The sequence below is a fragment of the Capnocytophaga sp. oral taxon 863 str. F0517 genome (assembly GCF_000466425.1).
In the GTDB taxonomy this organism is placed as follows: Bacteria; Bacteroidota; Bacteroidia; order Flavobacteriales; family Flavobacteriaceae; genus Capnocytophaga.
Map to the genome: position 1 here is coordinate 4,594 of NZ_KE992168.1, position 14,536 is coordinate 19,129.

10 protein-coding genes are annotated in these 14,536 nt (G+C 46.1%); 5 read left to right on the forward strand and 5 right to left on the reverse strand.

Annotated elements, in window-relative coordinates:
- The 4 genes from HMPREF1551_RS09040 to HMPREF1551_RS09055 form a co-directional block, all read right to left on the reverse strand.
- On the reverse strand, positions 1-1,133 hold a 1,133-nt coding region (locus HMPREF1551_RS09040), incomplete at its 3' end, for a hypothetical protein (RefSeq protein ID WP_021628811.1).
- A gap of 194 nt (positions 1,134-1,327) precedes the next feature.
- A complete protein-coding gene (locus HMPREF1551_RS09045; protein ID WP_034544586.1) occupies positions 1,328-1,573 on the reverse strand; it encodes a hypothetical protein in 246 nt (81 codons plus the stop codon).
- 379 nt (positions 1,574-1,952) lie between these two features.
- The gene (locus tag HMPREF1551_RS09050; protein WP_021628813.1) at positions 1,953-3,296 is read right to left on the reverse strand and encodes a type IX secretion system membrane protein PorP/SprF; all 1,344 of its coding nucleotides are present in this window, start codon (positions 3,294-3,296) and stop codon (positions 1,953-1,955) included.
- A 1-nt stretch (position 3,297) separates the two neighbouring features.
- Positions 3,298-5,673 carry a hypothetical protein gene (locus HMPREF1551_RS09055; protein ID WP_231374975.1) on the reverse strand — a complete coding sequence of 792 codons (2,376 nt, stop codon included), beginning with the start codon at positions 5,671-5,673 and terminating at the stop codon, positions 3,298-3,300.
- A 490-nt stretch (positions 5,674-6,163) separates the two neighbouring features.
- On the opposite strand from HMPREF1551_RS09055, the gene pbpC reads away from it, so the two are divergent.
- On the forward strand, positions 6,164-8,497 hold the full coding sequence (pbpC, locus tag HMPREF1551_RS09065; RefSeq protein ID WP_021628817.1) for a penicillin-binding protein 1C: 2,334 nt from the start codon (positions 6,164-6,166) through the stop codon (positions 8,495-8,497).
- Positions 8,498-8,544: 47 nt separating this feature from the next.
- Here the strand turns inward: pbpC and HMPREF1551_RS09070 are convergent, their stop codons facing one another.
- On the reverse strand, positions 8,545-9,510 hold the full coding sequence (locus HMPREF1551_RS09070) for an SIS domain-containing protein (protein ID WP_021628818.1): 966 nt from the start codon (positions 9,508-9,510) through the stop codon (positions 8,545-8,547).
- A 99-nt stretch (positions 9,511-9,609) separates the two neighbouring features.
- Between HMPREF1551_RS09070 and recQ the strand changes: the two genes are divergently transcribed.
- The 4 genes from recQ (at position 9,610) to HMPREF1551_RS09085 (ending at position 14,349) form a co-directional block, all read left to right on the forward strand.
- The gene (recQ, locus tag HMPREF1551_RS09075) at positions 9,610-11,799 is read left to right on the forward strand and encodes a DNA helicase RecQ (protein WP_021628819.1); all 2,190 of its coding nucleotides are present in this window, start codon (positions 9,610-9,612) and stop codon (positions 11,797-11,799) included.
- A gap of 197 nt (positions 11,800-11,996) precedes the next feature.
- Entirely contained in the window at positions 11,997-13,700 is a 1,704-nt protein-coding gene (locus HMPREF1551_RS09080) for a glutamine--tRNA ligase/YqeY domain fusion protein (RefSeq protein ID WP_021628820.1), read from the forward strand.
- A gap of 16 nt (positions 13,701-13,716) precedes the next feature.
- Positions 13,717-13,857 (forward strand): hypothetical protein, encoded by a 141-nt coding sequence (locus HMPREF1551_RS13695; RefSeq protein WP_021628821.1) that lies wholly within the window; start codon positions 13,717-13,719, stop codon positions 13,855-13,857.
- 12 nt (positions 13,858-13,869) lie between these two features.
- Positions 13,870-14,349: a CAP domain-containing protein gene (locus HMPREF1551_RS09085; protein ID WP_021628822.1), complete on the forward strand. Its 480-nt coding sequence runs from the start codon at positions 13,870-13,872 to the stop codon at positions 14,347-14,349.
- Positions 14,350-14,536 lie beyond the last annotated feature (187 nt).

Sequence of the window (14,536 nt, forward strand, 5' to 3'; positions counted from 1 at the left end):
GGGTCTTCGTATACAACGACCATAGCCCAACCTGATCCAAGAGGCCAAGCACTTCCACCTTGGTTGAATATGTTATCTACACGATATTCACCATCAATAGAGCCAGCAGGCTGTGCCTGCATGATACTGGTAATATCCGCCCAACGATAGTAGTAAGAGTCATCATCTACACGAGTTCCGTCATTGACAATGGTCTTAGTAGGATCAAAGCCAGAACTTTGCCCTAAATATTCTTGTCCAGAACCTACTTCTCTATCTCCTGACTTAGTCCAAAGGATACGTCCATCGGAGGGATTATAAGTAAAAGTTCCAAAATCTAAATTATTACTACAAGCCCTTCTATGTGTAGTTACTGTAGGGAAAGTAGCCTCTCCTACCTTATAGGCTCCAGTAGCCGTATTAGGTACCCAATTAAAGTGATCACTTGGATCTACCATCATCTCTCCCTTATAGGCCTCTGCCTTGATGGCCATCACTCCTGAATTAGGACCTCCAAACCAACCAGCAAAGAATCTCATTACAATATTCTGATTGGCAGGAAAATCTTGTTTGATTTTTTTAACATTGATCAAGACAGACTCTAGTCCATAACCGGTATTATCCCCTGACCAATAGGCATAGTCAGCCGTAAGATTTCCTCCATAAGACATACTTGAATATGGGTAATGTCCCCCTCTACAATAACCTGCTGTACGTTGTACAGGTGCTATAAGCGATGCTTCTATATCCAAATCTCGCCCTGCTGTATTAGGGAAATAGACACGATAGATCAGATAATCTGCATCTGACCATACGACCCCATTGGTTTCTTTATGACCATTGGATGAGGTAATGGTTTGCCGAAGACCTCCCGGTCCATTAAGGATTACCTGATCCATATTGCCTCCTCCGGCATGACCTCCCCAATAGAGGCGTGCCCATTTGATTGATATAGGACAATCGGCTTGCTTTTGCGGTATATACAGGCGATACGGCGCATCAGAACGATTTCCTATCAAAACAAAATTCCCTTTCAAAGGCTTTCCATCATTGGTATACGCATTGGTAAAATTACTCTGCGCAAAAGCCGTTTGCCCTATTAGGAGTAATAGGGCGAGGGTGATGGTTTGTTGGAAAAATAATTTTAGTTTCATAATACTTGGTTATTATTGAGTTTCAAATATTGATTTTTATGTATCGTGTGCCCTGGAGGCCTTTTACACTGAATGTTTAGTCTTTTCATTATTTATTGATTGTTATATTGTTAATTATTAATTGTTATATATCTTCCTATTTTTATATGCTCTTGTCTCATCTCTGCTCTTGTGGACTACACTCAAAATATCCCCTATCGTATGGTAGCCAAATAAATGGTAATACCAGCTACCACTCCACTTCCGATGATACCAAGGATCCAATAAAGGATACGTATGCTTTCTTTTACTTGAGTGAATTGTACTCCAGTACTTTCTCTCATTTGGGAGAGTTGCAAATCAATACTCTCCTGCATCTGAATAAGCCTCGAATCGGTGCTTCGCTTTAATTCGTCAAACCTTATCCCTAAGGCTTCTACGGCATGTATTACTTCCTTCATATCATTATTGATTTTAGTGTCTATTAATTCTAATATTGCCTTACGCTGGTTTTCAGGTAAATTTTGGATAATTGTCAACTCTGATAGATTCATGATGATTCTTGAGTTTTGAATTCTGAATTTTGAGCACTCGTCTCTATTGACTCATCACTACTGGCTATTCATTGCACTTTGACTATCAAATAGTTACAGATACTAATAGGGCGTGTCAATGAACCATTCTTTTTAGGGGCAAATATATATAATTTTTTTATAACTCCATCCTTTCTCTTAGAAAAAAATAGAAGTTTGTGATAAATTTAACAAACTGTAATAATCAGTGGTTAGTGGTCAGTACGAATCACTAACCATTAACCACTGATCACTCATCACTAACCAATTATTTTACTTCCAATACCCATATACCTCCGATGAAGTCGACATGGAGCATCCATTTACGCATGAGGTTTTGCGCTTCTTCGAGGGAGAGGGCTCCCTTGCCCATGTATACATAGGTGAGGGCATTGACTTTGTTGACAAAGGTACCTACTTCATATCGCTTGCTCATCTGTTCGCGGAAGGTGTAGGCATTACGTCCGTTGGCATATACCCCTATGATAACATAGTATCCGGCGGGGACTCCTTCCATAGGAACTGTCTTGACGGCAATAGGAGCTTGGTTGGGCTTGACTGGCTGAGGCTTGATTCCTGGGTCTTGCTTCACCAAAGGTTCTTCCTTCTTGGGTTCTTCCTCCTTGACAGGTACCACAGGTAGGCGTGGTGGCTTAGGTGGTGGTGGCGGAGTTCGTTTTTGTCGGTCTCCACCAAACTGTACATTGAGATAGATGCCTATGGTATTACCCAGCTGGGGCACCTTTACCCCGAGTGCATTTTCGTATTCCACCCCGAGGCTCCACTGCTGACGGAGATTGACACCCAGGCCTGCGATGAGACCGTTGCGCTGGGTATACCCCACATTCGCCCATCCCAAGGCAGGGAGATCCAAGAGGGCATACCCCCCAAAGTTGAGGCCATCGTATTCCTTCGTAGCACGGAAGGCTACCGACCAATAGCCATTTTCCATCAGGTCATTGTTGGAATCAAGCGCCTTTCGATACATCAGGTGAGCGGTAAGGGTCTTGTCTCGGAACTGGGTCATGGCCTTGGCAGCCGCTGCCGAATAGTCGATAAGGTTCTCGGCTGTACCAGCGATATAGAAATCCCCTATGGCTATATAACCTCCTGGCTGTATGGCTATATCAAAGGAATTGCCTACCTGCAAGAGAGGGTCGGAGGGATCCACTACCTGAATACGCCCCTTGTCCAAACCACTGACGGAGGGAATGACATTGAGCCCCATGCCGATACGCACCTTGTCGGAGAGCTGAATGAGGTGGCCATAGTTCAGCACCGCCCCATAGTTGGTCATCACCGTCACGTTCCGCTTGTATAAGAAGGCGTTCATGGAGCTGGTCTGTCGCCAATTGCGCCCATAGGAGATTCCCATCAGGGAGAAATTGTCGTTTTGGTAGCCCATCCACTGGTTGCGGTAATAGAGGCCTGCGTTGTGTTCCTGATAATTGACCACCAAGGGAAAAGCAGGATTGGCCACAAAGGTATTGAAGCGCACAAAGGCATGGGTAGGCATTTGATAAGGGACATAGAATCCCTTTTGCTCCTGCGCCCAGGCGGCTATCGTAGCCAAGAAAAAGATGGCAATCCTATAGTAGTATCCTATTTTCATTCTATTGCAATAGTGTTATGGTTCCATTTTCCGTCTTCCCATCCTTTTCTATGATATAGAAGTAGTAGATGGCAGCTCCTCTCTGGCTAGCAGGTGGGGTGAAGGAAGGAAAATCATTGTTATATGAGGTAGATTGGTATACAATCTCTCCTGTTTGCTTATAAATGGTTACCTTAGCACCTGCCCACTGTGCGGGGAGCATCCACTTGCGGTTACCTTCTTCGCCACTGAGGAGCAGGGTGTTAGGAATTTTATCTCCGGTATAGTTCACCGAATAGGTGACATGGATCAAGCCTTCACTTTGTCCACAGCTTCGGGCATAGGGGGTCAAGTCAACATCGTTTCCTCCTATATTTATGGTACCGGTTTTGAGTTTTACCACAAACTGATAGTCTCCTATGGCCTGTCGGAAAGCAGGGTCTTTGTAGGCAATAGCAGGAATGGTGTATTTTTTATCTGTTTGAGTGGTCACATCGGCTTTAGGCTGCCAAGGCTGGCTCTCATCCTTGCGATAGTTCCAAGTGTAGGTAAATAATTCCTGCTGGAACTCCCCTTCGAGGGTAGGGATCAGCTCCAAGGCCTGATTGTCCTGTAGCTCAGAAGCGCCAGAGCTGGTGGTGATATGTACAGCCGTAGGGAGCTTAATGTCCACTACCTTAAGTTCGTTGGAGTTGAAAGCGCCATTGACTTGTAAGCGATATATGGTTACAGTTCCTGTGGGAGTGATCATCAGTTCCTTACCAGAATTGATAGGCGCTCCATTCTGCTTCCATTGTAGGGTGTAGTGGGTGTAGTCAGTGCTGGGCACGAGGGTTTCCTTCTGCTGAGAGCCATCGATTATAATAGCCTTGAGGCTGGAGAGTTCCAAGATGGCCTGTCCTCCCCCACAAGCACCACTGCCCTGCTTGAAGGCTATCTCTGGCACATAGCGAGAAGGCTCCTTCACCTGTAGCTTGAGCACTCCGGTGCTTACTTTGGCCTGACAAGCATCATATACCTCGGCCACGAAAGTACCTTCGGAAGGTACTTGGAAGGAACGTGTGGTGTTCTCCTGAAGGATATTGGCGGGATCATCCTCCTTAAACCATTTAACAGTGAGCACCTCGGTGCTGGGAATATCCAGCTCTATGATAGGGCGGCGATATGGGAAGGCGAAGATCACCTCATTGTTTTCATGCCCCAGCCACTTGATATTTCCTGGATTCACACCGGAGCGGTCGGTAACGTTCACCACATTGGACTTGATCACGCAGCCACCCGCTTCGGTAAGAGTAATGTAGTAGCTTCCAGTATCGGAAGCGGTATAAGTAGCGGCTGTCTCACCTGCAATCTCGGTACCATTTTTATACCATTTGTAAGTACCGGTGAGGCTACTGTTTTGGAGTTGAGAAGTCAGGGTCACCGTATGTCCAGTACACTTCACTTGAGTCTCTCCGCCCCCTATGGTAAGCAATCCGGTGGTGGAACGAGGGTTAAGCTTAGTTTCGGAAGAGGTCATCACACAGCCCCCGCTGGGGTAAGCCTTTACCTTATAGGTGCCTTCTGCATTGGCCGGATAGGTAGCCGCTGTAGCCCCCGCGATCGGATCATTGGCCTTATACCACTGATAGGTGAAGGTAGTACCAGGTACTTCATTGAGGATTTCTGCTTCCAGAGTGAGGGTCTGCCCCGAACAAAGCTCACGAGTAGCCTGCCCTTTGATCTTTACACTCATGGAAGAGCCGGAACCCGCCTGAGAGGCCACTATTTGGTTGGAACGCAAGGAAGTCGCACAAGGCCCAAAATCTGGTTCTACTGAATAAGTACCGGTTTGGGTCACCGTATAGGAACTACCATCGGCTCCTGAGATCAGGTTGCCATCCTTATACCACTTGTATTTAGAAGCGGTAGTACCCCCTGTCACCGAGATGGTACGCCCTTCGGAATCTGGGCAAATCTCTATATTTTGGTAGTTATTCAGTACCGCATTCTCTGCATCGCCTAAGTGGTGCGCCTCGAAAGGATCACTCACCCCAATGACCTCTGGAGAGGTACTGCGGATACGAATCTTATAAGCCTTTCCATCGGTACCAGCAGGTAAGTTGAAGGGAATAGTAAATATACTCGTCTGATTCCCTTGTTCCAAAATCTCTCCTAATTTTACAGGGGAATCAAAGTTCCCATTAGGATCAGAAAGTTCTGCGATAAACTTATTATCGGGATTGGCCCTAGTCCCTTTCCATTTGAATTTGACATTTACCTGTCCCGAAGTATTGCGCACACAATAATAGTTATTAGCCCCCCCGCTTCCGGTGGTCACACTATAGATTTCACGCTGTATCTGCCCATAAAGAGTCTCGACCAAGAGTACCAATAGGGTACATAATAAATATTTCATTTTTTTCATAATAGGCTCTTTATTGATTAATTGTTAAATTTATTGGTTTATTTATAGTTTTATTAATCATTCTCAACTGTTTAGTTTTATCCAAGCTGTAAAGCAACGCAAATATATAAAAAAGTTTTGAGTAGTTGATTTTTTCATTAAAAAAATATGGAACCACCGACTTCTTTTTCAGGGCGGCTTCCCTATAAAATTCGTTTTTCTTATTCAAAAACAAGGGGTTGTCTATTTTTTTTTCCTCTTTGAGTACCTATAAAAAAAGTTATTAACATTATTTAGGGTTATAAACAATCACGCACTTTTCTTCTTTCTGTTGCGAAAAAAACCGTACAAAGCTCGTAATTTCAATCTAAGTTTGTTAAATAAAAAATAATTTATTGAAACAAACAAAGGAAAACAATGATATGTATGATATATTAATTCTTATTCTTTATTCAAAAAAAACATGTACTTTTGTAGGGCAAATGCTAATCTTTACTTTTGTATGCTGCACTATCTTGGTCGTCACCGTATAAAGGTGGCTATAGGGGGGCTCCTATTACTATGGTATATCTTCTGCCTACCGCGTACCCTCTTCAGGGTGGGCTATGCCACCATTGTGGAAAGCCGAGAGGGAAAACTATTAGGGGGAAAGATAGCCCCCGATGGGCAGTGGCGTTTCCCAGAGCGGGACACGGTACCCCATAAGCTGCGAGAGGCAATACTGGCCTATGAGGACTCCCATTTTTATTACCACTGGGGGGTCAATCCTATCTCGATGACCAAGGCCTTATTAGCTAACCTTCGCCATGGGCATACCGTTCGTGGAGGGAGTACCCTCACCCAGCAGGTGATTCGCTTGGCGCGCCAAAATAAGGCTCGCACCTATGGGGAAAAGCTGATAGAGGCTATTTGGGCTACTCGGCTGGAGTTTCGCTACTCCAAGGAGAAGATCCTTGCCCTCTATGCCTCTCATGCTCCCTTTGGTGGCAATGTGGTGGGAGCAGATATGGCCGCTTGGCGCTACTTTGGGGTCGCCCCAGAACAACTCTCCTGGGCGGAGGCCTGTACCTTATCCGTGCTGCCCAATGCCCCCGGCCTTATCTACCCCGGACGAAACCAAGAATCTCTGAAGAGAAAACGAAATTTTCTTCTGGCCAAGCTCTACAAAAATCATACCATAGACCGCACCACCTATGAGCTATCCCTACAAGAGCCTTTGGTGGAGCGCCCTCATGAGCTACCCCGTATCGCCCCCCACTTAGTGGAGCGCATCGCTCGCACCACACCCCAAAAGCGACAAGCCACCACCCTTGACTACTATCTTCAGGAACGAGCAGAGCAACTGGTGGCCAAATATTACCAGCACTACAAGCGTTTCGAGGTGCATAACCTCTGCGCCTTGGTGGTGGATGTAAGTCGTCAGGAGGTATTGGCCTATGTAGGCAACTCCCCTACCGACCTGGAACACCAAAAGGATGTCAATATCATCCACCGCCCTCGCAGTACCGGTAGCATACTCAAGCCCTTTCTCTATGCCAGTATGCTAGATAGTGGAGAGCTGCTCCCTCAGGAGCTGGTGGGTGATATACCAACCCAGATAGGAGGCTATAGCCCACAAAACTTTGAAAACACCTACCAAGGGGCTGTCCCTGCCGATGAGGCGCTCTACCGTTCGCTGAATATACCCTTCGTACTGTTGTTACGCCAATACGGTATCAGTAGGTTTTACCAACAGCTACAGAAGCTCCAGCTACAAAGTATCAACCGTGCCCCCGACCACTATGGACTGTCTCTGATCTTAGGCGGTGCCGAGTGTACCCTATGGGAACTTGCCCAGGCCTATACCTATATGGCGACAACACTTAATATCTTTACCCGAACCGGCCAATATAGCACACGAGGCTTCCCCAAACTCAGCTATCTGAAGCGAAATCCTGAGAAAGAAAGCCTACAGCAGGAGAAAAACCTCTTCTCGGCTGGGGCAATCTACAAAACCTTTGAAGCACTCACCCAGGTGAACCGACCTGCCTTCGATTCCGCCTGGCGCTACTACGCCTCCTCTCGGAAGATTGCTTGGAAGACTGGCACGAGCTTTGGCAACCGCGATGCTTGGGCTATCGGGCTGACCTCTCGCTACTTAGTAGCCGTATGGGTTGGCAATGCCTCTGGAGAAGGTCGCCCAGAACTCACTGGGGTGGGGACTGCCGCTCCTGTAATGCTTGAGCTATTCCAGCAACTCCCCAAGGACACTTGGTTCGCCCCTCCATGGGAAGACCTCCAGCAGATAGAGGTCTGCACTCATAGTGGGATGCTCGCCAGTGAGCTATGTCCTAAAAAGAAGCTTTGGGTGCCCCTTACTAAGCAACCCGCCGCCCTCTGCAAGTATCACAAGCTGGTACACCTCTCCCTCGATGGCCGCTGGCAGGTCAATACCCTTTGTGAATCTATAGAACATATACATTCGCAAAGTTGGTTCGTTCTCCCTCCTCTTATGGAGTGGTTTTATAAGAAAAGTCATCCTTCCTATCAGGTACTTCCCCCCTTACGAGAGGACTGCCAAGAGAGCGATCGACAACAGGTCTTGGACTTTATCTATCCCAAACATGGCGCTACCCTTCACCCTGTCAAGGGCTTGGGAGGCACAAGCCAGCCCATCATCGCTCGGGTCGCCTATAAGTATCCTGGTAAGCTCTTTTGGTATCTGGACGAGACCTTCTTAGGTGAGACCCTCCACTTCCACGACATGAAGCTCAACCTCCCCCCCGGAGCGCACCTGCTCAAGTGTATGGATAGCCGTGGGAATGAGAAAACCATAGTAGTGAAAAGTGAAGAGTGAAAAGTGAAGAGTGAAAAGTGAAGAGTTTTTCACTTTTCACTCTTCACTTAAATGATTCCCTCCTGTATCAAATTGTGCAAGTGTATCACTCCTATATAGCGTTGGTTTTGGGTGACCAAAAGCTGGGTAATCTTATGGTTCTGCATAAAATCCAAGGCATCCACGGCTAATACGTCCGCCTCAATAGTCTTGGGGTGAAGGGACATGATATTACGAGCATGAAGTCCCTTGATATCCTCATAACGGCTAAGCATACGACGAATATCCCCATCGGTGATAACTCCAACGATACGTTCCCCATCCAATACCGCAGTAACACCGAGCATTTTTTGGGAGATTTCGACAATCACCTGCTTGACATCAGTCTCTGGAGTCACTACCGGCACCTGATTCTTGGCAATGGCCTCCCCTACAGTCAGATAAAGGCGTTTGCCCAAAGCCCCTCCCGGGTGGTACTTGGCGAAATCAGCACTGCCGAAAGCCTTCACCTGCATAAGCGCGACAGCCAAGGCATCCCCTATGACCAATTGAGAAGTGGTGGAAGTAGTCGGTGCTAAATTATTCGGACAAGCCTCCCGCTCGGTATAGGCATAGAGTACATAGTCCGACTGGGTCGCTAAAAACGACTCCTTATTAGCTGTGATAGCAATCAGAGGGTTCTGATCGCGCTTGAGCAGAGGAACCAAGACCTTGATCTCTGGTGTGTTGCCACTCTTGGAGATACAGACCACCACATCCGAAGACTGAATCATCCCCAAGTCCCCATGGATAGCATCGGCCGCATGCATGAAGATCGCCGGCGTACCGGTGGAGTTCATCGTCGCCACTATTTTCTGTGCAATAATAGCACTCTTCCCAATACCAGTGATAACCACACGCCCCTTACTCTGTAAGATAGCTTCCACCGCTTGGGAGAAATTATCATCCAAATAATCTGTTAATTTCCCTAAAGAATAAAGCTCTGTTTCTATGGTTTTGCGTGCAAAATCCAATACATTATTAAATTTTTCCAAAATAGTTGATTTTTGATTTGCTACTTAAAAAAAAAGTTGTAATTTTATCCTGCAAAATTAAAAAAAAAACACCACATATAAAATACCAGCTTTTATCTTATGAGTACTAATAATGTTGACCTACAAAAAGCCTTGAAAAGTATCTTCGGCTTTAGCGCATTCAAAGGAAAGCAAGAAGCAATTATACGTAGCATCATGGAGGGGAACCATACCTTCGTACTGATGCCTACGGGAGGTGGAAAATCACTCTGTTACCAGCTCCCTGCCCTTCTGAAGGAGGGTACAGCCATCGTTATATCTCCGCTGATCGCCCTGATGAAAAACCAAGTAGATGTCGTAAGAGGCATCTCTGGTACTGATAAAATCGCCCATGTACTGAACTCCTCCCTTACCAAGGGGGAGATACGTACCGTGATGGAAGACATCCGCAATGGGGATACCAAGCTACTATATGTAGCCCCGGAATCCCTCACCAAGGACGAATATGCCGATTTTCTCAAGACCATCAATATCTCTTTCGTAGCGGTGGACGAAGCCCACTGTATCTCCGAATGGGGGCATGACTTCCGACCTGAGTACCGAAACATCAAAACCATCATCGAGCGCTTAGGGGACGACATCCCGATCATCGCCCTGACCGCTACGGCCACTACTAAAGTACAGGAGGACATTCTCAAGAACTTAGGAATTCCTCAAGCCAATGTGTTCAAATCCTCCTTCAACCGACCCAACCTCTATTATGAGGTACGCCCCAAAACGAAGAATATCAATAGTGATATCATCCGTTTTGTCAAGCAACACCCCGGTCAGTCGGGCATCATCTACTGCCTAAGCCGCAAGAGTGTGGAGGAATTGGCGCAAATCCTTCAGGTCAATGGGATCACTGCTATCCCCTACCATGCTGGCCTTGATGCCAAAACTCGTGCCAAACATCAAGATATGTTCCTAATGGAAGAGGTCGATGTAGTGGTAGCTACCATTGCCTTTGGTATGGGAATCGACAAGCCCGATGTGCGCTTTGTCATCCACTACGACATTCCCAAGAGTATCGAAAGCTACTACCAAGAAACCGGACGTGCTGGCCGTGACGGAGGAGAAGGCTATTGCTTGGCCTTTTACTGCTATAAGGATATCGAGAAGTTAGAAAAGTTCATGGTCAGCAAGCCTATAGCTGAACAGGAGGTAGGACAAGCCCTCCTTCAGGATATGGTTGCCTATGCCGAGACCTCCAGCTCCCGACGTAAATTCATTCTACACTATTTTGGAGAGGAATTTGACGAAATCAACGGAGAAGGTGCCAATATGGACGATAATATGCGCTATCCTAAGACCAAGAAAGAAGCCAAAGACCAGGTCTTTATGCTACTGAATGTCATTGACAAAACCCGACAAAGACTCAAAGCTAAGGACTTAGTGAATGTGCTGACTGGAAAATATTCAGCCATTATCAAGTCCAACCTCTTTGACCAACAAGACTTCTTCGGCTGTGGTTCGGAATTCGACAGTCGTTTTTGGATGGCGTTGATTCGCCAGGTGATGGTCAATGATTACATCCGTAAAGATATCGAAACCTATGGGGTGATGTTCCTCACCGACAAGGGACGTGACTTCCTGAAGGAACCCCACTCCTTTATGATGACCGAAGACCATAACTTCGAAGACGATATAGAAGAACCTGCTAAGAATGCTGTCTCTGTCTTGGATGAAACCCTCTTGAAGTATCTCAAAGACCTACGTAAAAAAGTAGCCAAGGAGTTTGGCGTACCGCCCTTTGTGGTCTTCCAGGATGCCTCCTTGGAGGATATGTGCATGAAGTACCCTATCACCCTTTCCGAGATGACCAATGTCTTTGGGGTCGGAGAAGGAAAAGCCAAGAAGTACGGAAAAGAATTTATCGCCCTCATTAGTAAATATGTAGAGGAAAACGACATCATTCGTCCGGAAGACCTTATCGTCAAGACCACAGGCGCCAATTCAGCCCTAAAGCTATTCATTATCCAAAATATAGACAAAAAATTACCTCTCCCTGATATTGCCAAAGCCAAAGGGCTTTCCATCGATGAGTTTCTCAAAGAAATGGAGCAAATTGTCTATAGCGGTACCAAAATCAATATTAACTATTGGATAGACGAGATCTTGGACGAAGAGCAGCAAGAGGAACTCCATGAGTATTTTTTAGAAGCTGAAACAGACAAAATATCTGTAGCCTCCAAGGAGTTCGGCGGTGATTACGAAGATGACGAACTGCGACTCTATCGTATCAAGTTCATCAGTGAGGTAGGAAACTAACTATAATGAGTAGTGACTAGTGACCAATGATTAGTGACTAATGACTAATGACCTAAGACTTCCCTCACACTTGTGTAAGCTTGTAGTCATTCCTATTATAAATAAAGCTCTTAACTCTTGTATATCTCAAATAAGGCCTATGTTATGGCTTGAAGAAACTACTATAAATTTAAAACTAAGAATTAAAAACTGTTTACATGGCAGAAGAAATCAAAGAAAGATCCAACAATTTTATAGAAAATATCATAGAGGAAGACCTCACTGCAGGTTTTTCTAACAATCAATTGCGTTTTCGCTTCCCTCCAGAGCCTAATGGCTACTTACACTTGGGGCATGCCAGCTCTATTTGCCTAAACTTCGGCTTGGGCTTGCGCTATAATGCGCCAGTGAATCTGCGTTTTGATGATACCAACCCAAGCAAAGAAGAACAAGAATATGTGGATGCTATCCGCCGTGATGTAGCTTGGCTGGGCTTTAAATGGGATAAGGAGTGTTACGCCTCCGACTATTTCCAAGAGCTCTATGAGTGGGCAGTGATGCTCATCAAGCAAGGCAAGGCCTATGTAGATAAGCAAACCTCCGAGGAGATTGCTGCTCAAAAAGGCTCGCCTACCACCCCTGGTAGTGAAAGCCCCTACCGCAATACCCCACCCGAGGAGAACCTCGCTCTCTTTGAGCGTATGAAGAACGGTGAGTTCGAGAATGGCACCTATGTTCTGCGTGCCAAGATAGATATGGCCTCACCCAATATGCTCATGCGCGACCCTATCATCTACCGTATTATGAATGCCTCCCACCACCGCACTGGAGACAAGTGGCATATCTACCCTATGTATGACTGGGCGCATGGCGAAAGTGACTACCTCGAACAAATATCCCACTCACTCTGTACCTTGGAGTTCCTCCCTCACAGAGAGTTATACGACTGGTTCTTAGACCAGATCATCACCTCCGCTGAGAATATCCCTGGCAGCGTTCGCCCTAAGCAACGGGAGTTTGCTCGCCGTAACCTCAGCCACACTATTGTGAGCAAGCGCAAGCTCTTGCAATTAGTCAATGAGCACTATGTAGCTGGTTGGGACGATCCTCGTATGCCTACCATCTCGGGCTTACGTCGTCGCGGCTATACCCCAGAGGCTATCCGTAAGTTTGCCGATACCATCGGTATTGCCAAGCGTGAAAACCTTATAGACGTTTCACTCTTGGAGTTTTGCGTGCGTGAAGACCTCAACAAGAAGGCCAACCGTGTGATGGCTATCCTCGATCCTGTCAAAGTGGTTATCACCAACTATCCCGAAGGACAAGAAGAGTGGCTCGATGCCGAAAACAATCCAGAGGTGAGCCCTATGACTTACCGCAAAGTACCTTTTTCTCGCGAATTATATATAGAGCGTGAGGATTTCCGTGAGGAAGCCGACAAAAAGTACTTCCGCTTGAAGCTCGGTGGAGAGGTGCGCCTGAAGAATGCCTATATTATCAAGGCAGAAAGTGTAGTCAAGGACAGTGAGGGTAATATCACCGAGATACTCTGTACCTATGACCCTGATAGCCGTAGTGGTAGCGGTTCTGAGGCCAGTACCCGCAAGGTGAAAGGAACCCTCCACTGGGTAGCTGTCTCCCATGCCCTTCCTGCCCAAGTACGCCTCTATGACCGTCTGTTCACCATAGCCGAACCTGACCGCCAAGAGGATAGCTTTCTCAATTATATCAATCCCAATTCCCTCAAGAGCATTACGGCCTATGTAGAACCCAGCCTACAAAGCGCTCAGGCAGGAGATACCGTGCAGTTCCAGCGCCTTGGCTACTTCTGTGTAGATCCCGATAGCACACCTGAAAAATTGGTCTTTAACAAGACAGTAGGGCTCAAAGATACTTGGGAGAAGATCAAGAGTGAGGAGTAGGTATAAGATAACTGCTATGACCCAACAAGTCGTAGACGATTATATTCAAAATAAATATAATAAGGAATGGAGTATAGCCGCCCTAAAAGGAAGATGGCGTTGGTTTTGTACTGAAATAGAATTCATCCTACGTATCGACCTTTCTGAAATAAAATAATACTGTAAAACCATGCTCAAACTCTTTCTCCTCCCCCTCTTATTTCTCTCCTGTAGTGATAAGCAGGACACCCCTGAGGATCCAGTTGCTCCTATCGACAAAGAGCTGCTACTAACGTTGGTCAATGCCCAAAGAAGTCAAGGTTGCCAATGTGGAGACACCTATTATCCAGCCGTTCCTCCTCTGACTTGGAATGACCAACTTGCCTCTGTAGCTCAAAAGCATAGCAACGAAATGGCCAAATATAACAAGCTCTCTCACAACAGTCAAAATGGAGATAATCCTGGCCAGCGCCTTAGCAAAGCCGGCTATCACTGGAATGCCTTTGCCGAGAATGTAGCTGTAGGCTACCCTGATGAAAGTGCTGTCATCCAAGGCTGGATTCAAAGTCCTGCCCATTGCGCCAATATCATGAACCCTAATGTCAAGGAAATGGGAGTTGGTAAGAAAGACAAATACTGGACACAAGTTTTCGGAAGCCGTCCTAAATAATAGACACTAAATACAAAAAACATATGCGAAATCTTTTTAGTTTTATACTGATGGTCTTTGCTGCCAGCCTATTTGTGGTAGGATGTAAGAAAAATGATGATCAAATAGAACCTCCTATAACCCCACCTTCTCTCACTAAGGTAAAATTTACCCCCGAAGCGCCTTCTATAGAAGTTGGGAAAACAAC